A 20,788-nucleotide genomic window follows, 5' to 3' on the forward strand; every position below is an offset into this window, starting at 1 on the left:
CATCAATAAAATCACACCAATAAAAACGGTGCGGTGCGACTGTCTTCTGATTGGGCCACGTCTTCTGGCGTACCTTGAGCGACAATTAACCCGCCCTCATCACCTGCCCCTGGCCCCATATCAATCACCCAGTCGCTATTGCTGGCCACTTGCATATCATGCTCAACCATGATGACGGTGTTCCCCGCATCGACCAAACCGTTTAATTGCGTCATCAGCATGGATACATCAGCAGGATGTAAACCTGTGGTTGGCTCATCTAAGATATAGAGCGTATCGCCTCGTTGCGTGCGTTGTAGTTCAGTGGCAAGCTTAATACGCTGTGCTTCACCCCCTGACAACTCAGTGGCGGGCTGCCCCAAACGTAAGTAGCCAAGCCCCACTTGCAGCAACGCATCCAATGCGCGCAAGATAGGCGCTTCATCAACAAAGAACTCATGAGCCGCTTCAACGGTTAAATTTAATACTTCAGCAATGTTTTTATCTCGATACGTGATGGTAAGTGTTTCTTCATCATAGCGTTGCCCGTGACAGACCTGGCAAGGTGCATAGACACTTGGTAAAAATAGCAGCTCCACACTGACAAAACCCAAACCTTCACAATTTGGACAGCGGCCTTTTTTGGTGTTAAACGAGAAACGTCCAGCGTCATAGCCATGTGCTTTTGCTTGCTTAGTTGCGGCAAACAGCTTACGCACATCATCGAACAATCCTGTATAGGTTGCTAGGTTTGAGCGCGGTGTCCGCCCAATCGCCTTTTGATTGATATTAATAAGACGACGGACTTGCTCCATGCCAGCGACGATTTCACCACCAGTGACTGTCTCAAGCTCTTGCTCAAGCAAATCTGCCTCACCTACAGGCGCTTCAGTAACCGTCTTTTGCCCCAATACTTCACTGATAAGCTCTACCAATGCTTGGCTGATAAGACTCGACTTACCTGACCCTGAGACACCCGTGACACTAGTCATCACCCCAAGCGGAAACTCAACATCCAAGCCGATTATATTATTGCGCTCGATATTTGCGAGTTTCAGCCACGCTGTCGGTTGCCTTGTGTCAGATTTTGACTGATGATTCGCCGTGTCGTTAGCAAAGAGATATTGACCCGTATGCGACTGCGCAACCTCACGTAGCCCTTCTACAGGCCCACTATAGACAATCTCGCCGCCATGCGTGCCAGCCTGTGGCCCGACATCGACCACCCAATCAGCATGCCCAATCACACTCACGTCGTGCTCAACCACAAACACCGAGTTACCAGATGCGATCAACTCATCTAGCGCCCCAAGTAGCGCCTGCGTGTCAGCAGGGTGCAGACCTGCTGATGGCTCATCAAGGACATAAACCACGCCAAACAGTTGCGAGCGAATCTGGGTCGCTAATCGCAATCGCTGTAGCTCACCAGGCGATAGTGTTGGTGTGGTACGCTCAAGTGACAGATAACCGAGCCCAAGCCTTGTTAGTGCCTCAATACGAGAGAGAATATCACTGGCAATACGCTGGGCAACGATGGCTTTTTCGCGGTTTGGTGTATCATCAGCTATCTTGGTATGCGCTGTTTTCTCAAGTTTTTGGGCCATGTCCGTCAATGTAAGCTGTGACAGCTCACCGATATCGAGTCCTGCAAATTTAACCGACAGTGATTCTTTCTTAAGTTTTTTGCCGTGACATTCTGGACACTCGGATATCTGCATAAATTGCGACACGCGTTTCTTGGTGCGCGGGCTTTGAGTGGTGGCAAAAGAATGCAAAACAAAGTTTTTGGCACTGGTAAACGTACCCATATAGTTTGGCTTTTCCCCTTTCTCAATGGCCTCCCGTGTCTGTTCTATATCATACTCAGGATAAACAGGCACTGTTGGTGTCTCATCGGTAAACAAGATCCAGTCGCGGGTCTTCTTTGGCAGGGTGTGCCAAGGTTTATCAATATCATAGCCGAGCGTGGTCAATATACGGCTCAGGTTTTGACCTTGCCATGCCGGTGGCCATGCGGCAATAGCTCGCTCGCGAATGCTTTTGGTATTATCTGGTACCAGCAGATCCTCGGTGACCTCAAATACACGGCCGATACCTGAACACGTGGGACAGGCACCATCTGGCGTATTGGGCGAGAACGCATCGGCATACAGCATCTCTTGGCCGGCGGGATACTCTCCGGCTCGTGAGTACAACATACGAAGACCATTAGATATGGTTGTTACACTACCGACGGACGAGCGTACTGACGGCGTACCCCGCTGCTGCTGTAAGGCAACTGCTGGCGGTAACCCTTCTATAGTATCGACATCGGGTTCATCAACCTGATCGATGAGCCTTCTGGCATAAGGCGATACTGAATCAAGATAGCGCCGCTGTGACTCGGCAAATAGCGTACCAAATGCCAGTGATGATTTTCCCGATCCAGATATACCCGTAAAGACCACTAAGGCATTGCGCGGTAAATCCACATCGACGTTCTTTAAATTATGAACACGCGCACCTCTGACCTGAATATTTTCTTGATTAGGGTTGTATAGAGCGTTCTTGACGATACTTGTCTTATTTTCTGTTGCTTCTAATTGTTTTGGATTGGCCATGACGCTATTTTTCCTATTGAGACACTATTTATTGCTAATGTATTTATTATTATTCATCTGAGTAGCAGGAAGGTTAACACGTACTCATGCAGGGGTGTGGCAAAGCTTACGTATCAATAGCATCGATAGACAAAACGACAACTTAAGTCATTAGGCACCTTATAATAAAAAAACCCGCAATCATTGCAGGTTTTTTGAGGAAAAAATGCTATCAGAATATGGATAACCTAAACACTAACCCACTACCAAGCGCATCAATTGGGTACTGATATACCCGCCAAACGTACCCACCGCATAGCCCATAATACCCAAAAACACGCCAACAGGCGCAAGCGATGGATGAAAAGCCGTCGCGACGATCGGTGCCGACGATGCGCCACCTGTATTGGCATTAGAACCTACCGCCAAAAAGAAAAACGGCGCACGGATAAGTCTGGCAACCCCAAAGATAATCACCACATGGATACTCATCCATAAAAAGCCGATAAGCAATAGCCGCCACTGCGAGACAATACCTGCCAAATTAATCTGCATACCAATCGCGGCAATCAGCACGAAGATAAATACGGTACCCATTTTGGACGCGCCCACATGGTCGAGTCTGCGAATCTTAGTAAAAGAAAAAATGACGCCTAACAGAGTAATAATGACCACCATCCAAAAGAATGAACTGGCAAAACTATATTGCACCGCCCATTTATATGGGGCAAAAAAGTCAGCAATTTGTCCACCAACAAAGTGCGCCACTCCTACCATGGCAAAGCACAAGCCAAACATCACCATCAAATCATTAATGGTGGCTGGACGGGCATGATCGCGCTCATAGCTTTCGACGGCTTTAATGACTTTATCAATACTACTGGTATCAGCGCGCAAGAATCGATCGATCTTTGCGCTGTGTTTTGCCATCACCAAGATTGCGAGTAACCACAATGAGGCATTGGTGGCATCCACCAAGATCATCATGCCAAACAAATCATCACTGACCCCAAACAGCTCTTTCATTGCCGCTTGGTTAGCTGCACCGCCGATCCAACTGCCTGCCACGGCTGAAAATCCACGCCATAATGTATCATCGAGGAACATTTCAGGCGATACCCACTTAGCTATTCCTAAACTAATGGGACCGCTAATAACAATAGCGATACTGGCGGCAAAGAACATGGCAATCGCTTTCCAACCTAATCCTAGTATTTTGGGAACATCCATGGATAAGGTCATCAATAGCAAACTGGCTGGCAGCAGATACGTCGCGGTAAATCCATAAATCTGTGAACCCACCCCATCGGCGAACATCCCTAAGCTATTTAAAGTAGCAGGTATAAAGCAGCACAGCACAATACCGGGCAATACCGCATAAAACCGTCGCCAGAATTTACCCGGCAAACCTTGGGTATAGAATACTAGGCCAATGATTGCCATAATGATACCGAAAGCTAATGGCAGGCTATCAATTGCTAAAGAGGAGGTAGTAGGCATCAAGGCGCTCCGAGGCAAACAACTGGCAAAAGTGAATCAGTATAGACAAGCTAAAAAACTCGTGCAAGCAGCCATGTCAATGATCTTAATAACTGCTGAGCTCTAAACGAATCATAGTTAGTCATGCCTGCAAAAGCTTAACTATACCATCAGCGAACAATGGGTCACACACAAAAAAGCCAGATAACAAGTATCTGGCTTTTTACTACTTTAGACGATTAATGAATTAGTAATTAGTAGCTTTAATCGTTCGTTATAGCGATATTATGAGTTTTTACCACGGTTGCCACCGTTTGGACGACCTTGACCACGGCTGTCAGAACGATTTGCTGGGCGACCTTGGCTGCCACTTGGACGACCACGGCCTGTAGCTGCACGGTCACCGCGCTTGCCCTGATATGGTTTACCACCAAAACGGTCTTTTGGCTTACCTGATGAATCACGTGACTTGCCAGCACCTTGGCCTTGGTATCCACTATCATTGCTGGCGCGCTGGCCTGTTGCTGCGCGATCGTTTGAGCGACCACGGCCACCGCCAGTAGACTTGCCAGCATAACCACCGCTTGAGCGTCCGCGACCACGGCCACGCCCGCGTCCTTTGTTTTCGCTTGGTACGTAGGTTTTCTTAGGCTCCATGCCTTCGATAACGCACACTTCCATCTTGCGATCTAAGTAACGGTTGATGGCGGCCAATTGTGGACGATCGTCCATGCTGCATAGGCTGATAGCCACACCAGTACGGCCAGCACGGCCACAACGACCAATACGGTGGACGTAATCTTCAGTCTGACGTGGTAAATCATAGTTGATGACGTGCGAGATGGCTGGCACGTCAAGACCACGGGCAGCAACGTCAGTCGCTACTAAGATTTTTACCTTACCATTACGCAAATCTTGAACGATGCGGTTACGCTTGCTCTGTGGCAGGTCACCATGTAGGAAGCTTGCTTTATGACCCGCTTCTTGTAGTTGTTTTGCCAATTTTTCAGTGCTACGTTTGGTTGCAGCAAAGATAATGATTTGATCCATCTCTTGTTGGCAAACGATTTTGTCAAGCAAGCGGTTTTTGTGATCAAAATCATCACAGTAGTACACTTTTTCTTCGATGTGTGCAGATTCTACTTTGATTGATACGCGCTCAGGGTTCTTAGTGAAGCTGGCAGCGATTTTACCGACTGGGCCATCCCAAGTTGCTGAACACATGATCGTCTGACGATCGATTGGCGCGGCGCTTAAGATATCACTGATGTCATCAGCAAAACCCATGTCTAGCATACGGTCCGCTTCATCTAGTACCAACACTTCAAGGTTTGATAAATCCACACGGCCTGCTTTTATATGGTCAAGCAAACGACCAGGCGTGGCGACGATGACCTGTACACCTTTACGTAGGGCGGTGATTTGACCGTTGTAAGGCGCGCCGCCGACCAAGGGCACGCAGAACAAACCGCGCATGTCTTTTGAATACGTGCGTACGCTGTCATGCACCTGCTGAGCAAGCTCGCGCGTTGGCGTTAGGATAAGTGCTTTGGTCAGTTTATCAAAGCTGGTGGCACGGCTTAAGCGATCGAGTACTGGGATTACGAATGCTGCTGTTTTACCACTACCTGTTTGCGCTGACAATAAAAGGTCACGGCCGGCTAGTGCAAACGGAATGGCTTGTTCTTGGATAGGGGTTGGATTGGTATAACCGATGCGATCAAGCGCGGTCAAAATCGGCTTGGCAATATTAAGATCGCTAAAGGTTGTTTTGTCTTCTGAGGCCGCATCTGTTGCTGCTTGAGCAGTAGCGTCATTGTTAGAGGTGTCAGTGTTTGCAGTAGTGTCGTTGCTTTCGATGATACCGTTTTCAGCGGCAATTGCAGATAAGATGTCAGTCATAGGAATCCTTGGTAAGTATAAGCTGCTGTAAATTCAGCAAACTTGATGCATACCACTGATAACCGTTCATTACGCTGCTTTTATTAAAGGTTACCGAGCAACATAAAAGTGTCGATAATCAGAAACCAAGCCATTAGAGCTTAGCGTCTTTATAATAAATGCGTTCGTGCTGTCTGACGTATTTTGGTGGTAGTGCCGAGTGTCTTATCCATGCTTGATATACGCGCATTATCAATGCTTTGTCCAAAGCAGATAATCGCAAACAGCAACCAATCTAGACCCTATATAGGTCAGTAGATAAGATATGAGTCAAAAATAACTGATATGTTTAAGACGTTATTTAAGTACACAAAATCATCGGCAACAATTACTTATGGTCATCCTAGACCCAAAATCGCAGGCGATGTTATCAATCTCATAATTCACGAAAGCCTAAGCTTGCGTGGCGACGCAGTATAGCACAATAAAAAATTATGTGTAGCCATTTATTCAATTACTAAGTAAATAGCCCGAATAAGTCCTCTATTGAGCATGCTAAACGTCTCATTCAACAAAAAATCGGTGATTATTTGACTACTTTAACATCCGTGACATAAGTCGGCAGCTGCCATGCCCCGCCCGCTTCAATAAGACGGCACAGTCCAGTGGTGCTTTCATGGCTTTTCTCAAACGCGCGGCCCGTCCACACCCAATCGACTTGACTCATACAGTCGCCAATACCGCGACCTTTTTGTACTGAGCTAAGCTTACCTTTGTCGTAATTGGTGGCGCTAGTCGTGACCAATGTCGGCTTGTAAGGTTTGCTATCATTGATCACCCACACCCCACTACCCACATTGTAAGCAGCTGTCCAACAATCATGCTGTGCCAGCAGCTGTGAATCATTTAGGCGACTGACACGCCAAGGTGACTTGTCTGATAGATTTGGGCAGTCAGCATCGGCATCTTTCATCGTTCCTTTCATCAATGAGGCCAATTGAGAGGATCTCATGACAAACTTTTTATCGCTAGCAGCAGACTTACCACTAGGCTCTACAAAACGTAGTACAGGTACTGCTTTAGGGGGTAAGACATTACTATTAGATTTGGTCGCATTATCATGGTTCATCAGCGCACTTGGCGTACCCACGCGTCCTTGGACATCATCGGCCTTTAACATGACCGCACTAGCTCCTCTGTCTGAGAGTTGCCAGCGCGAGTTACGTAATGCGAATGTGATTTTGCTTGATCGCTGAAGGGCGCTAACTAAGGCGGTAACTTGCGCTTGGGTTAGCTCAGCACTGCCTGCGGCTGCAGAATACGGCTTGGTTTCACCATAATTTCGATCGTTAATAAATAGTGATATCCGGTGACGGTTACCTAATTGCATTAAGGCTTTAGAGGAGCTGTCTTTGGTACCACCAAGCTTGACTTTGCCATCTACAGCGGCGTTTGCCCCTGCACGGCGGGTCAATAAGACAGAGACAGGAAATTCACTATTATTTTCTGCTTGATAGCCTGCTATCCGACAAGTACGGGTATTATCACAGACCACCTGCCAATCTTGGCTGGTAAACTCAGTTTTGGCGTTCACCATACTCGCTGTACCAAACAAAGCCATACTAACTGCTGCAAGCATAGGTAAGCGCATTTTATTATTGTGTTTCATAATCCATTACTCATCAATCAAATAAGTATAAACACCTGTCTGTCACGGTGATAAGCGGTTATCTTAACGCTTTAATGTTTCTATCTGTTGTTCTAATGTACCATTATGTAAATACAAAAGAAAGTGGTCATCAATTTTATATTTATTATTTTAAATATAATAAAAATAAGCCGATAAGTGCGTAACTTAAACTTACCAGCCTAAATGTCATTGAAAATAATTAAATGATGCTCGTGCTAATAATTAATCGATTGGTTTTAACTCTAGCTCCACAGCACGCTTGACGGCAGGTCTCTCAGCAATTTTTTTCGCCCAGCGCTGTATGTGTTTGTAGTCTTGTACTTGCAAAAACTCTGCCGCATCATATAGCTTACCGAGTACCAACTGTCCATACCATGCCCAAATAATCATATCGGCAATATTATAATCAGCTTCATCATTACCGCATAAATACTCACTGTCTTTTAGATGGGTATCTAATACATCAAGCTGACGTTTAGTCTCCATGGTGTAACGATTAATTGGATATTCTAACGGCTCTGGTGCATAGGCATAGAAATGTCCGAAGCCGCCACCTAAAAAAGGCGCACTACCCATTTGCCACATCACCCACGACAGACAGTCTGCTCTCGCTTTTCCTAGCGATAAAGGTAGGAATCTATCAAATTTTTCTGCCAGATACATCAAGATAGCGCCCGACTCAAAAAGAGCAATCGGCTCGCCAGCGGTACCAGCAGAATGATCGACCAACGCTGGAATTTTTGAGTTAGGGTTAATCGCTACAAACCCTGAGCCAAACTGTTCACCTTGCGAGATATCAATTTTATAAGCATCGTACTCAGCACCGCTAATACCAAGCTCTGCCAGCTCTTCTAATAAGATATTAACTTTAACACCATTGGGTGTGTTCAGTGAGTATAGCTGTAGCGGAGCATCGCCTACTGGTAGCTCTTTATCATAACGAGCGCCAGAGGTTGGGCGATTGATGCTTGCGAACTTACCGCCGTTGTCTTTGTCTTGTGTCCAAACTTTAGGCGGTACATATTTATCGTTTTGTGTGTCACTGGTTGATGCATTACTCATAAAATATCCTTAGTTATTATTGCCATTATTTTTGGTTATATTAGCTTTTACTTATCTTAGTACTGTTTTTCTTGATATAGTCAATCCTAAATAAAACAGATACATTATATATCAAGGTGGGACTGGTCTAAATTTTCCTTGCGTGCTGTGCCTAGGCTGCTCGATGCTGCGAAAAATTTATCCCAGTCCCACTGTATCGTTTTTATACTGAATTCACTATAGCCATGCTAATTTCTCTATTAATTACCATGCTATTTATTAGCTAGGCTTTACTATAACGATAACCTCTGCTGATATTAAAGTCTTCTCTTGTAATCAATGTTACGATTTTACTGTGATTAATGACATACCACTCAATGACCCAAGCCCGCCATAATGCTTCGTTACCTTGAGGCACTTTAATTACCCTCTAAGCTTTCTTATACTACTCAACTTATATCGCGCAATCTGTTCGTAAAGACGCGAACCTCACGATTTTATAATAAGATATCCAATGGGATTGACATGCTGACGCTCACCCCAGCTCAAAATAAATACCTACCCTATGTGTTAGCAGTGGCGCTATTCATGCAAATTCTGGATGCCACTATCCTGAACACCGCACTGCCGCAGATGGCCTTGGCATTAGATGAGTCACCGTTAAAAATGCAGTGGGCCGTTATCAGCTATGCATTGACCTTGGCAATTTTTATTCCAATTAGTGGGTTTTTGGCAGACAAATACGGTACGCGCCGCGTTTTTCTCTCTGCTATTGTGATATTTTGCATCGGCTCACTGCTGTGCGCGATGGCCTCTACTTTAAATTTTTTGGTCGCATCACGGGTGATACAAGGTATTGGCGGCGCTATGATGACCCCAGTTGGGCGTTTGATTTTAGTAAAGTCCTACCCACGTAATCAGTTATTGACGGTAATGAATTTTGCAGTGATTCCTGCCTTGGTCGCGCCGCTGGTTGGACCCTTGCTTGGCGGGTATTTGGTCCAATATGCCAGTTGGCACTGGATATTTTTGATCAATATTCCGATGGGTGTGGTGGGGTTTGTCATTGGCAAAAAACTCATACCTGCGCTGTTTGGGGATAAGCAGTCTTTAGACTGGGTCGGTTTTGGGCTGTTTGCATTGGGTGCGTGCGCCTTAACCTTGGCAGTTGAGATGGGTTCAAAAGTGGGTCACGGTTACAATGCGCTATTGCTAGCTGCCGCATCGATTGGTTTTTTACTGGCCTATGTATGGCATGCCAAACGCCATGTTGCGCCGCTATTTTCTTTGACACTCTTTAATGTGCCCACTTTTCGTATTGGTATTACTGGCAATCTATCCACGCGTATTGGCATCAGTGCCGTGCCTTTTTTATTACCATTACTATTACAAGTCGTTTTTGAATACACGCCTTCGCAGGCAGGCTGGTTATTAGCACCCATTGCAGTTGGTGCACTTGGGATAAAACCCTTTGTCAGCAAAATTATCCAGCGTTACAGCTATCGCGTGGTATTGGTATACAACACCCTTATTTTGGGTTTACTGATTATTGTACTAGGACAGTTCTCAGATGCGGCGCAGTGGCCATGGATGATTCCGGTGCTGATTGTGATTGGTGTTTGTAACTCAATCCAGTTCAGTGCCATGAATACCATCACTATCGGCGATCTACAAGGGGCACAGACCAGTAGTGGCAACAGCTTAATGGCCGTCAATCAGCAAATGGCAATCGGATTGGGTATTGCCTTTGGTGCCGCACTGCTCAACTTGTTACGTGATCGGTTTCAAGTAGATACCTTACTTGCTTTTCAGGTCACTTATTGGATACTGGGCGGCTTTACTATTCTCTCAGGATTGGGCTTTTTACGGTTAAAACCAGAAGATGGGCGTGGTTTGTACTAACTACCTCGGTAAATACTTAAAAGCTGATTGCCGCATATAAGCCTTTAGTGGTTTCTAAACGTAAAAAGCCAGCGTGTATTTTGGTTAAAAACCAATCACACGCTGGCAAGTTTGTTTCATTGCTGATTGAGACGAATGCTAATTAAGACAAATTACTTATGGCTCGTCATCATCACTGATTTGTGATTGAATATAGCGTTCTGCACCCATACTTTCTATCAAATCTTCTTGCGTCTCTAGCCAATCCTGGTATTCTTCATTACCATCTTTTATCGTAACCAGTAGGTGACGAGACACATAGTCAGACTTTGTCTCGCATAGGGTAATCGCATCCGTAATGATACTGAATTTTTGTTTTTCTAAACGCAAGTTGCAATCAATCACTTCTGGCACATCCTCGCCGACCAATACCTTACCCAATTCCTGTAAGTTAGGTAAACCACCTAACAGCAAGATACGCGCAATCAAATCATCTGACCATTTCATCTCAGCGATAGACTGCTTATAAAGTGAGTCGTTAAGCGCTTCTAAGCCCCAATGACGGACGATACGTGCGTGCAAGAAATACTGGTTAATCGCAATTAATGATTGACCAAGTACCTTGTTTAATGCACGAATGACCTCTTTATCCCCTTTCATAATCTCTCTCCCTTTCTTATTTATATTAAATACTATAGTTTTTATTCGTATCTATGATGATATCAAACAAGATTAGGAGTGACTTCAGCCATCTGGGTCTGTAGATAATTAGGCAGACCAATCATGTCAATTAAGCGTAACTGTTGTTCAAGCCAATGCGCATGGTCTTCTTCCGTATCTTTTAGCTGCTCAACAAGCATCTCACGTGTGACATAGTCGTGCTCTGCTTCACAAAGCGCAATGCCTTCTTTTAGATGTTTTTGTACTTTATATTCTAAATCAAGATCAATCTGTAGCATCTCAGGAACCGTGCTGCCGATATTGACCTGATCGATCGTCATGTTAGGTGTACCACTCAGCATGAGAATGCGACGAATAATTGCTTGTGCGTGTAGTGTTTCGTCTTCCATTTCATGATGGATACGATCGTACAATTTGCCATAATGCCATTCAGCATACATCTCTGAGTGAATAAAATACTGGTCACGTGCCGCCAGCTCGCCGCCTAACAAGAAATTTAAATAATCAATAACTTTTTGACTGCCTTTCATAATGCACACTCCTCTATATGTTTTTGCCGATCTATATATTCATATTTTTATATATAAAGATACCTAAATACGTAAACTGATCAGTAAAGGGTCAAATCAATAAAACGTCTTACAATCTTTGACAGATATAGTAGCATACAGTCGTCACCTGGCATGTAATGTTGTGAACTAAGAATAAGATGCTAATTGAGAATTGTAATTAGCTACAGTTGTCAGTTACGATACTTGATACATATTGATAGCAGCGATGTTGGCATATCTATGAGGTTATATGGACGCCTGCTATTTACTCCTTATGTATAATAAAAGAATAGATGCAATATATTGAATATATTTGGTTGGATTAGAGATAAGATCGACTAAGCTAAAAGTAGTTATACTGCATACGCTAAGACATCGAGTGCTGCGTGATGTTCGTCTAAGTAATCATTGACCATAGGCTCACAGCATCCACAGCAAGTTGCAACGTCGAGAGTGTCTTTTAGACCATCAAGGGTATCTACACCAGAAGCAATGGCTGCTTGGATTTGCTTTTCTTTGACGTTATTACAGATACATACGTACATGGATTGGCTCCTCTGATTACCACTATTTGATAGCGACTACTTGCTTAGCATCACGCTGATTACATGCAGTATAATAACGATAATTGTTATCATTTTCAATAACATTCGGAACTTTTTTGGTCGTGATGGTACAGTTGTATTTCGCACCATTCACCTATGTAAGTGGCTATAAGCGTCCATGTAACCGAATATTATAGAAGGTAGTAAATTAACGACGAACTGTAATTTTGCTTATTTTTTAATCGATTTTCTAGATAACTGCTATTATATTGAACCCCTATAAACGAAGTCCATTGGAATTTTCCTATGTCTGATAATAATTTTACGATACGACCTATCGATTTGTTCAAAGTCCTATCTGATCAAACACGCCTAAAAATATTTCAAATTCTTTTTAAAAAAGAAGCACGTTGCGTGGGTGATTTGGTAGACATGCTTGATCAACCGCAACCAACGATATCGCGTCATTTGAACCATTTGAAAAAACTGGGTATCTTAAGCTGTGTACGTGACGGTACATGGATGTGGTATGAAGTCGCTGATGACTTACCAGAATGGTGTCAAGACATCTTGAATATCACTTATGATCAACTCTCTCCAAGTGATTCAGATAAAGATGAATCGAGACTTGCTTAAATGTTATAGATAGACAAGTGTAGTTAATTGCATTCTGTATGATTCAACAAGCCAAAAAAAATCCTACCTAAGTAGGATTTTTTTTGGCTCATCAGTTATGAATGACAATGAGATAAAAGCTGAGCCGCTAAGCCAAATCTAAGAAGTCGCTGATAAAGGCATTGGCTGGCTGGTGTATCAGCTCCTCTGACGTTCCTACTTGCTCTACTCTACCTTGATTCATGACGACGATCTCGTCAGAGACGGCGCGGGCTTCTTCTTGATCATGGGTCACCATGATACTTGTGATACCAAGCTCGTGGTGGATATTCTTTAGCCAAGTGCGCAGCTCTTTACGTACTTTGGCATCTAACGCACCAAATGGCTCATCCAGCAATAGTAGCTTTGGCTTGACCGCAAGTGCCCGTGCTAGCGCAATACGCTGACGCTGACCGCCTGACAGTTGGTGCGGATACGCATTGGCAACTTGTGGGAGCTGTACCAGATCTAACAGCTCTGCCACGCGCTTATCGATATCCGCTTTGCTAGGACGTTCATTCTTTGGTAGTAACGTCAATCCAAAGGCAACGTTATCTGCGATGTTCTTATGACGGAACAACGCATAATGCTGAAACATAAAGCCAATATGACGCTTCTGTACTGGCGTATTGGTGACATCCATCTCATCAAACAGTACCTGTCCAGAGTCGGCATATTCCAGACCCGCAATGATACGTAGCAATGTGGTCTTACCGCAGCCTGATGGACCTAGCAAGGTCGTCAGCTTGCCAGTTGGCACAGTAATATTGATATTGTCTAAAGCCGTAAAGTCACCAAATTTTTTATTAACGTTGCGAATCTCAATGCTCATAATGGTATCTCTTATAATATCTTTTGTCGTATTGAGACTGATGTCTTAACGACTGTGTCAATATGATTGAACAATCCTGAATACTTACCCAAACAACTTATAGCTTACTAGCACTCTCAGCCGTTGACGTCGTCGCATTGGCACTCACTGGTAGCTCAGGGGCAGCCGCCAAACGTTCAGACTTAGCAAATTTTCGCTCTTGTACTTTGGTCATGACTTGCTGAATCAGTAGCGTCACTAAGGCAAGTGCGGCAAGTAAGCTCGATAAGGCAAATGCAGCGGTAAAGTTATAATCATTATAGGCAATCTCAACCAATAGCGGCATGGTATTGGTCTCACCGCGAATGTGACCAGATACCACACTGACCGCACCAAACTCGCCCATCGCACGTGCATTGGTCAAAATCAAACCATACAGCAGCGCCCATTTAATATTAGGCAATGTCACATGCCAAAAAGTCTGCCAGCCAGTCGCACCCAAGGTTAATGCGGCTTGCTCTTCAGAGTCGCCTTGGGTCTGCATCAATGGTATCAGCTCACGTGCCACAAACGGAAAGGTCACAAATAGCGTCGCCAGAATAATACCAGGCACCGCATAGATGACTTGAAAACCCATACTTTCAAGCCAGCCACCAATCGTAGAGTTCATTCCGAATAGCAGCACAAACATCAAACCGGCAACGACAGGTGATACGGAAAATGGTAAATCAAGTAAGGTGGTGACCAGCTGCTTACCTTTAAACTGATAGCGTGTGACCAACCATGCAATCGCAATACCCATGACCATGTTGATCGGTAAAACAATCGCCGCTGTGATCAATGTCAGTTTGATCGCTTGTAATGCCTCAGGGTCAACCAATGACGCAAGATATAACTGCCAGCCGTTTTTAAAAGCCTCATAAAACACAGCCAATAATGGCACCACCAGCATTAAGACCATAAACAGCACAGCGATCACAATAAAGGTACGGCGTATCCATGGCGTGTCTTTGGTCGCAGCGTTGCTTTGGTAGTCGTAGCTATTAGATATTTGCATATTAGCGAGCTCCTACGCGGCGTGACAGTTTCCACTGCATGATATTGATGGTCAATAAAATCACAAATGAGATGAGTAGCATAAACAGTGCAACCGCAGAAGCGCCTTGAACATCGAACTGCTCAAGTTTACTGATAATGATGAGCGGCAAAATCTCAGACTGCATCGGAATATTACCCGCGATAAAAATAACGGAGCCATACTCGCCAGTAGCACGGGCAAACATCATACCTGCACCCATTAGTAGTGCAGGCAGTAGTTCTGGCAAAATCACTTTACGAAAAGTGGTTAAGCGATTGGCACCCAATACGGCTGCGGCTTCTTCAAACTCAACCGATAGCTCTGCGAGTACTGGTTGTACTGCACGGACGATAAAGGGAAAGCTCACCACAACCAATGCTAGCCAAATACCTATCGGCGTAAAGGCGACCTGAATATCGAACTTGGCAAACCATTGACCAATCAAGCCATTAGGCGCGTATAGCGTCGCAAGCGAGATACCTGTAACGGCGGTTGGTAGTGCAAATGGCAAATCAACCAAGGCATTAATTAACGACTTACCCCAAAACTCATAGCGGACAAGTACCCACGCAACCAGTGTACCAAAGACCATATTGGTCAGCATCGCCAAAAATGACATCCATAAGCTGAGCTTAATTGCAGCAGTGACTTGCGGCTGGGTGATGGTTTCCCAAAAACCCGTCCAACCCATCTGAGTTGTGGTATAGGCCATCATGGCAAACGGTAGCACCACTAGTAATGACAAACTAAAGACAGTGATGCCCATGCTCAGACCAAACCCAGGTAGCACATTGCGCTGACGCAAGCGTGTCAACCACCCTTTTTTGTTGGTGGGTTTGCTGGCAGAAGAAGATGTTGCACTCATAGTGATGTCCTATTGCCTAACTGATGGTACTTAGCGAGGGTGCTCACCGTAAGACCATTATTATCACAACTGTTATTAAAATTATTATTGGTCGGCTTACAATATAAAGGACATAGTGCATACGACCATGTCCTTTATGGGGTGCTTAATGACTGACTGTACGATTAACTGCTTCAACCAGTTTTAGTGGTTAGCGCACTAGCAGTTCTTATATACGTAGCAGGCGATTACTGCGGCGCATTAACAGCCAACTGATCAAACACACCGCCATCACTGAAGTAGGTGCTCATGATCTCATCCCATGTGCCAAAGGCATCGTTCGGGCGGAAAGTTTCAACAGGTGGCAATTTGTCACTGTTTTTGTCAAGAACGCTCTTAACGCTAGGACGTAAGTATAAATCGGCTGCTAGTTGCTGAGCAGGCTCACTCCACAAGTAATCAAGATACGCTTTGGCCGCGTCTGTGGTACCTTTTTTGTCTGTTACCGTCTTCACAACTGCCACAGGGCTTTCTGATTTGATTGAGTATTTTGGATAAACGATATCTACTTGACCCGCACCAAAATCAGTCGCTGCAAGGTTGGCCTCGTTTTCAAAAGTGACCAATACATCACCGATACCGCGCTGTACGAAAGTCGTTGTCGCGGCACGTCCGCCGTTTTCATAGACTTTGACATTTTTTAGCATGTCTTTGACGTAGCCTTGAGCTTTTGTTTCATCTTGATTAAAAGCATGTAGACCATAACCGTAAGCGCCTAAGAATGCATAACGACCGTTACCTGTGACCTTTGGATTGGCCATGACAATCTCAACACCGTCTTTGGTCAAATCTTCCCAGTCTTTGATATTTTCTGGATTGTCTTTACGTACCAAAAATACGATCGTACTGGTAAACGGCACTGCGTTATCAGGGAATTTGCTTTCCCAATCTGACTCAACCAAGCCTTTTTTCTCAAGTAGCTCGATATCAGAGCCTTGGTTCATGGTGGCAACATCGGCTTGTAGACCATTTGCGACAGACAATGCTTGCTTACTTGAGCCGCCATGTGACTGCTTGATTAGAATCTTGCTGTCTGGATGCTCAGCTTTATAGTGCTCAACAAACAAAGGGTTGTAGTCTTTATAGAAGTCACGTGCCACATCGTATGAGACATTGAGTAGCTCAATATTCTGCCCTTCTGTCGTCGCTGAACCGTCAGCTGCCGCCTCAGTAGTCTCACTGTTGCTACAGCCAGCTAGACCCAATGTCAGAGCAACGCCAGCAATGCTCAAGGCACTAAGGGTTTTACTCTTTTGTTGATAACGAGCTACGTCTGTCATAAATACCTCAAAGATGTCTGTTGTGTAATGCAAGTATGCTAACAGCGCCATCTTATTATGTTTAATGATGAATATGCGTATGTTATTGCCAAAAGGGAATAACAAGCAGGCAAAGCCAATCATATCAATAATTTATGAAAATTATATACGCATAACCAACTGTTTTCTGATTTTAACATTGGATACGTCTTATCTATCTTGTCCGTGTTTCACTGATAACGGCCAAGACAGATCATTCTACAAGCCAGAAATTAACGACTACTTAGTACTTGCCAGCTGATCGAAACGACCACCGTCTACAAAGAAAGTATCCATAATCTCTGCCCATGGGCCAAAGACGGCGACAGGCTCAAACGTTTCAATATCAGGTAATGTGTCCTTGTGGGCGGCAAGTATTTGCTCATCACTCGGACGCATATACATTTTTGCCATCAGCTCTTGTGCAGGCTTGTCCCACAATCCTTTTAGATAGGCACTTGCCGCTTCGGTCTTGCCCGCTTTATCAGTCACTGCCGTGACGACTGCTACTGGGTTGGCAATCGTAATCGTGTAACTGGGATAGACAATATCGACCTGACCCATGGCAAATTGCTGAGCGGCCAAATTCGCCTCATTTTCGGTGGTGATGAGTACATCACCTAGACCGCGCTGGGTAAAACTGGTCGTCGCAGCACGTGCGCCATTGTCATAAGTGACCACGTTTGCCAACAGCTTTTTGATAAAGTCATTGGTTTTAACAGGGTTGTCGCTACTGTTTTCTTTGAATTGGTGCAAGCCATAGCCATAAGCACCCAAAAAGGCATAACGCGCTGTACCACTGGTCTTGGGATTGGGCGTGACCACATCGATATCGTTACGGGCTAAATCTGACCAATCCTGAATGTTTTTTGGATTACCTGCACGAACCAGTAGCACCATAGTGCTGGTGTACGGCACAGCATTATTGGGTAGTGCCTGCTGCCAATCAGAAGCGACTAAACCTTTTTCCACCAACAGATTCATATCACTTTCTTGGTTAAAGGTGACCACATCTGCTTGCAAACCATTGGCAACAGAGAGCGCCTGCTTGCTTGAACCGCCATGCGACTGATTGATATTTACTTTGCTGTTTGGATGGGCTTTTTGATAGTCAGTGCTAAATAGCGCGTTATATTCTTTATAAAAGTCGCGAGATACATCATAGGAGACATTGAGTAGATTGACATCCTGCGTCTCACCATTAGCGTTGTTTTCTGCCTCGTTTTGCGCCTCTTCGGTTGGACTACAACCTGTCATCATGATCGCTGCTGCGAGCATGCCGCTAGTGGTAAGTACCCGCGCTTTTATGTGTTTATTATTGGTTGGCTGGATGCTAGCCATGCGGAATTTTTGGAATTTTTTTTGCATGATGCTCTCGATAAAGGTGGTAGAAGCGTGTTGTCAAAATTTTGACCATCATCATAGGGCTTACAATCATTTGAGCTTGGTTCTTTTGACTTTTACTCTGTTGATTTCGGTTTTCGGATGATGAAAGCTATGCTAGCAGCATAAATAGCAAACGCTTAGTGACGAATCCGCTTATCAAGTCTTGATGTTGGCATAAGCACTTAGCATGTGCTTTTAGGAAATTATGGGAAACGTGAGGTAAATCATTGCAGGCAGGCTTATTAAATAGGCTATAATTTAGCTAGGCTGTACCCTCATTCTATATGGTAGGGCCCATGCGCCAATGCTATATCCATTTTACCGTCTTATTTAACCAAAGGCCTTTTTATGACTCTTTCGTCCCATCGCTTACATTCTATTGCAGCATTAACATTGATAGCCACTACCCTAGCTGCCGTAACAGGTTGTCATAATGTGACGCCCGCGGTGAAGAGTTCTGCGAACAATGCTGTAGCGGTTTATTCAATTCCAGTGGATGTTATGAAAGACTATATTTCTGGTGATTATGCTTCTGCGGATTATGACAAACGCGCACAAGGCTATGACTGGGTTGGCGTCATGGTGCGTGCAGAGAGTGACCAACAAATCGATATAAAAGTTCGCTCGCGTAGCGATATCAAAAAACAGACTTGTCAGTTTGATGGTAAGGCGACATTAATGGGGCAAGACGCGGCACACGGTACAATTTTTCAGGCACAGGCAAATGACAGCACCGTCTTTTTTCAATTTAAAGACAATATGCTGACGATTGATAGCCCAAATAAATATGCGCTGAATTACTTTTGCTCAGGCGGTGCCTCACTTGCGGGAGAATATCAAAAACTGACAGAAGATTTAGCGATTTGATAGCTCACGCTAACTGCGGTGAGAGATGCTAAAAATGACAAAAACAAAAGGTGCCAGACCATAAGTCTGACACCTTTTTTATGCTTGAAGATTTTAAAACTATCTTAAACTGCAGAAGCGCCAGTCAGCTTAACCTCAGCGCGTTCTTCTTTAGCAATACCGGCATAGTAATTACGCAAAATCTCTAGCACTTCTGGACGGCTAAAGTTGTCGGGTACCTCCAGATCTTCTGATAGCGCTTTACGCAGTTTAGTGCCTGAGACTTTGACGTGCTCGCTTGCATCGTGCGGGCAAGTTTTATCAGAGGCCATCGCTTGACACGCATTACACCAAAAGGTCCAGCCAATTTTTAGCGGCTGGGTGATGAGATCGTCTTTGCCAACCTGTTCAAAAATGGTTTGTGCATCAAACGCGCCATAGTAATCGCCCACACCAGCATGATCGCGACCAACGATCAGATGACTACAGCCATAGTTTTGGCGGAATAACGCATGTAATAAGGCTTCACGTGGACCAGCATAGCGCATATCTAATGGATAACCCGCTTGAATGACTGTGTCTTGTTTGAAGTAATTATCAATCAAGGTTTTGATGGCTTCTTGACGCACTTCTGCTGGAATATCACCTGGTTTTAGTGCGCCGAGCAATGAATGAATCATCACGCCATCGCAGATCTCAATTGCGATTTTGGCCAGATATTCATGTGAGCGGTGCATCGGGTTACGCGTTTGGAAAGCCGCCACAGTCTTCCAGTTTTTCTCTTCAAAGATTTGACGCGTTTGCGCGGGCGTTTTATAGATACCAGGATAACGCGTTGGGAACTCGCCCTCGCTCAGTACTTCTACGCTACCTGCAATATTGACCTCATCTTGATCCAACACTTGCTGGACGCCTGGATGCTCTGGATCTGTGGTGGTAAATACTTGCTGACACTCGTGTTCTTTATCAATGGTATAGGTCTCTTCTACTGTTAAGATGCCCATAACTTCACCATCTTGTGCGACCAATGCCACTTTGTCGCCTTGACTCAAACTATCCGCCGTCGCTTTTGGTGCAGACAAGGTGATCGGAATGGGCCAAAACAAACCTTTATTATCCCCACTTTGCAAGCGCATGTTGTCAACCACACCTTGCCAATCAGCTTTATTCATAAAGCCATTTAATGGTGTAAAGCCGCCAATACCGAACATGATCAGATCACCACGCTCGCGTGAGCTTAAGGTAATGGTTGGTAAGGTGCTGGCAAGCTCTAGGGCTTGCTTGCGTGCTTCGCCTTCTAACAACAGTGGCTTTAGCTCGGCACTGCCATGTGGTGGAACCAACTTTGATTGAGTTTGGCTTTGGGTCTGAATCTGGGTCTGAGACATATCGTTATTAAAACCTCTTATTAGAAAGAATGGTTGGAAGAGATGAGCAAAAATACGAAAGTGATTAAATATACAAAACTGAGAAGAAAGCCGTCGATAGATAAGAAGTAGCGTAC

The 20,788-nt window shown here is 44.7% G+C and carries 17 protein-coding genes; 3 read left to right on the forward strand and 14 right to left on the reverse strand.

Annotated features, from left to right (window positions below):
* Positions 1 to 11: 11 nt before the first annotated feature.
* The 5 genes from uvrA to yghU all read right to left on the reverse strand — a co-directional run bounded on the left by uvrA (position 12) and on the right by yghU (position 8,670).
* On the reverse strand, positions 12 to 2,579 hold the full coding sequence (gene uvrA / locus HL061_RS01500; protein WP_071001569.1) for an excinuclease ABC subunit UvrA: 2,568 nt from the start codon (positions 2,577 to 2,579) through the stop codon (positions 12 to 14).
* 234 nt (positions 2,580 to 2,813) lie between these two features.
* Positions 2,814 to 4,058, reverse strand: a complete 1,245-nt coding sequence (locus HL061_RS01505) for a DUF819 family protein (protein WP_071001570.1) — start codon at positions 4,056 to 4,058, stop codon at positions 2,814 to 2,816.
* A 264-nt stretch (positions 4,059 to 4,322) separates the two neighbouring features.
* Complete coding sequence (locus HL061_RS01510) at positions 4,323 to 5,939, reverse strand: DEAD/DEAH box helicase (protein ID WP_093071043.1); 1,617 nt, start codon at positions 5,937 to 5,939, stop codon at positions 4,323 to 4,325.
* Between the two features lie 565 nt (positions 5,940 to 6,504).
* Positions 6,505 to 7,587, reverse strand: a complete 1,083-nt coding sequence (locus tag HL061_RS01515) for a DUF1176 domain-containing protein (RefSeq protein ID WP_093071040.1) — start codon at positions 7,585 to 7,587, stop codon at positions 6,505 to 6,507.
* Positions 7,588 to 7,830: 243 nt separating this feature from the next.
* Positions 7,831 to 8,670, reverse strand: coding sequence for a glutathione-dependent disulfide-bond oxidoreductase (yghU, locus tag HL061_RS01520; protein ID WP_093071037.1), 840 nt, complete (start codon positions 8,668 to 8,670; stop codon positions 7,831 to 7,833).
* A 504-nt stretch (positions 8,671 to 9,174) separates the two neighbouring features.
* On the opposite strand from yghU, the gene HL061_RS01525 reads away from it, so the two are divergent.
* The gene (locus HL061_RS01525) at positions 9,175 to 10,551 is read left to right on the forward strand and encodes a DHA2 family efflux MFS transporter permease subunit (protein ID WP_093071035.1); all 1,377 of its coding nucleotides are present in this window, start codon (positions 9,175 to 9,177) and stop codon (positions 10,549 to 10,551) included.
* A gap of 156 nt (positions 10,552 to 10,707) precedes the next feature.
* On the opposite strand, the gene bfr (HL061_RS01530) is transcribed toward HL061_RS01525, so the two are convergent.
* The 3 genes from bfr (HL061_RS01530) to HL061_RS01540 all read right to left on the reverse strand — a co-directional run bounded on the left by bfr (HL061_RS01530) (position 10,708) and on the right by HL061_RS01540 (position 12,307).
* Positions 10,708 to 11,190: a bacterioferritin gene (gene bfr / locus HL061_RS01530; protein WP_071001574.1), complete on the reverse strand. Its 483-nt coding sequence runs from the start codon at positions 11,188 to 11,190 to the stop codon at positions 10,708 to 10,710.
* 62 nt (positions 11,191 to 11,252) lie between these two features.
* Positions 11,253 to 11,741, reverse strand: a complete 489-nt coding sequence (gene bfr / locus HL061_RS01535; protein WP_093071032.1) for a bacterioferritin — start codon at positions 11,739 to 11,741, stop codon at positions 11,253 to 11,255.
* Between the two features lie 374 nt (positions 11,742 to 12,115).
* Entirely contained in the window at positions 12,116 to 12,307 is a 192-nt protein-coding gene (locus tag HL061_RS01540; RefSeq protein ID WP_058025142.1) for a (2Fe-2S)-binding protein, read from the reverse strand.
* Between the two features lie 306 nt (positions 12,308 to 12,613).
* Between HL061_RS01540 and HL061_RS01545 the strand changes: the two genes are divergently transcribed.
* Entirely contained in the window at positions 12,614 to 12,943 is a 330-nt protein-coding gene (locus HL061_RS01545) for a metalloregulator ArsR/SmtB family transcription factor (RefSeq protein WP_071001576.1), read from the forward strand.
* A gap of 127 nt (positions 12,944 to 13,070) precedes the next feature.
* Here the strand turns inward: HL061_RS01545 and cysA are convergent, their stop codons facing one another.
* The 5 genes from cysA to HL061_RS01570 form a co-directional block, all read right to left on the reverse strand.
* Positions 13,071 to 13,793 (reverse strand): sulfate ABC transporter ATP-binding protein, encoded by a 723-nt coding sequence (gene cysA / locus HL061_RS01550; RefSeq protein WP_075107598.1) that lies wholly within the window; start codon positions 13,791 to 13,793, stop codon positions 13,071 to 13,073.
* A gap of 97 nt (positions 13,794 to 13,890) precedes the next feature.
* Positions 13,891 to 14,829 (reverse strand): sulfate ABC transporter permease subunit CysW, encoded by a 939-nt coding sequence (cysW, locus tag HL061_RS01555; protein ID WP_093071030.1) that lies wholly within the window; start codon positions 14,827 to 14,829, stop codon positions 13,891 to 13,893.
* A 1-nt stretch (position 14,830) separates the two neighbouring features.
* Complete coding sequence (gene cysT / locus HL061_RS01560; protein ID WP_071001578.1) at positions 14,831 to 15,715, reverse strand: sulfate ABC transporter permease subunit CysT; 885 nt, start codon at positions 15,713 to 15,715, stop codon at positions 14,831 to 14,833.
* Positions 15,716 to 15,942: 227 nt separating this feature from the next.
* Complete coding sequence (locus tag HL061_RS01565; RefSeq protein ID WP_093071053.1) at positions 15,943 to 17,034, reverse strand: sulfate ABC transporter substrate-binding protein; 1,092 nt, start codon at positions 17,032 to 17,034, stop codon at positions 15,943 to 15,945.
* Positions 17,035 to 17,292: 258 nt separating this feature from the next.
* Complete coding sequence (locus tag HL061_RS01570) at positions 17,293 to 18,420, reverse strand: sulfate ABC transporter substrate-binding protein (RefSeq protein WP_252962438.1); 1,128 nt, start codon at positions 18,418 to 18,420, stop codon at positions 17,293 to 17,295.
* Between the two features lie 366 nt (positions 18,421 to 18,786).
* Here HL061_RS01570 and HL061_RS01575 point away from each other — a divergent pair, with 366 nt between their 5' ends.
* Positions 18,787 to 19,305 carry a hypothetical protein gene (locus HL061_RS01575; protein WP_071001580.1) on the forward strand — a complete coding sequence of 173 codons (519 nt, stop codon included), beginning with the start codon at positions 18,787 to 18,789 and terminating at the stop codon, positions 19,303 to 19,305.
* A gap of 104 nt (positions 19,306 to 19,409) precedes the next feature.
* Here HL061_RS01575 and sat read toward each other — a convergent pair whose 3' ends face one another.
* Entirely contained in the window at positions 19,410 to 20,672 is a 1,263-nt protein-coding gene (gene sat / locus HL061_RS01580) for a sulfate adenylyltransferase (protein ID WP_071001581.1), read from the reverse strand.
* Between the last annotated feature and the right edge of the window lie 116 nt (positions 20,673 to 20,788).

The sequence above is a fragment of the Psychrobacter sp. PSP genome, from assembly GCF_024085615.1.
Classification (GTDB): domain Bacteria; phylum Pseudomonadota; class Gammaproteobacteria; order Pseudomonadales; family Moraxellaceae; genus Psychrobacter; species Psychrobacter pacificensis.

Bases quoted from the DNA above. Each gene is read 5' to 3' on its own strand.
- uvrA (WP_071001569.1), bottom strand. From the start codon at position 2,579: ATGGCCAATCCAAAACAATTAGAAGCAACAGAAAATAAGACAAGTATC.
- HL061_RS01505 (WP_071001570.1), bottom strand. From the start codon at position 4,058: ATGCCTACTACCTCCTCTTTAGCAATTGATAGCCTGCCATTAGCTTTC.
- HL061_RS01510 (WP_093071043.1), bottom strand. From the start codon at position 5,939: ATGACTGACATCTTATCTGCAATTGCCGCTGAAAACGGTATCATCGAA.
- HL061_RS01515 (WP_093071040.1), bottom strand. From the start codon at position 7,587: ATGAAACACAATAATAAAATGCGCTTACCTATGCTTGCAGCAGTTAGT.
- yghU (WP_093071037.1), bottom strand. From the start codon at position 8,670: ATGAGTAATGCATCAACCAGTGACACACAAAACGATAAATATGTACCG.
- HL061_RS01525 (WP_093071035.1), top strand. From the start codon at position 9,175: ATGCTGACGCTCACCCCAGCTCAAAATAAATACCTACCCTATGTGTTA.
- bfr (WP_071001574.1), bottom strand. From the start codon at position 11,190: ATGAAAGGGGATAAAGAGGTCATTCGTGCATTAAACAAGGTACTTGGT.
- bfr (WP_093071032.1), bottom strand. From the start codon at position 11,741: ATGAAAGGCAGTCAAAAAGTTATTGATTATTTAAATTTCTTGTTAGGC.
- HL061_RS01540 (WP_058025142.1), bottom strand. From the start codon at position 12,307: ATGTACGTATGTATCTGTAATAACGTCAAAGAAAAGCAAATCCAAGCA.
- HL061_RS01545 (WP_071001576.1), top strand. From the start codon at position 12,614: ATGTCTGATAATAATTTTACGATACGACCTATCGATTTGTTCAAAGTC.
- cysA (WP_075107598.1), bottom strand. From the start codon at position 13,793: ATGAGCATTGAGATTCGCAACGTTAATAAAAAATTTGGTGACTTTACG.
- cysW (WP_093071030.1), bottom strand. From the start codon at position 14,829: ATGCAAATATCTAATAGCTACGACTACCAAAGCAACGCTGCGACCAAA.
- cysT (WP_071001578.1), bottom strand. From the start codon at position 15,715: ATGAGTGCAACATCTTCTTCTGCCAGCAAACCCACCAACAAAAAAGGG.
- HL061_RS01565 (WP_093071053.1), bottom strand. From the start codon at position 17,034: ATGACAGACGTAGCTCGTTATCAACAAAAGAGTAAAACCCTTAGTGCC.
- HL061_RS01570 (WP_252962438.1), bottom strand. From the start codon at position 18,420: ATGCAAAAAAAATTCCAAAAATTCCGCATGGCTAGCATCCAGCCAACC.
- HL061_RS01575 (WP_071001580.1), top strand. From the start codon at position 18,787: ATGACTCTTTCGTCCCATCGCTTACATTCTATTGCAGCATTAACATTG.
- sat (WP_071001581.1), bottom strand. From the start codon at position 20,672: ATGTCTCAGACCCAGATTCAGACCCAAAGCCAAACTCAATCAAAGTTG.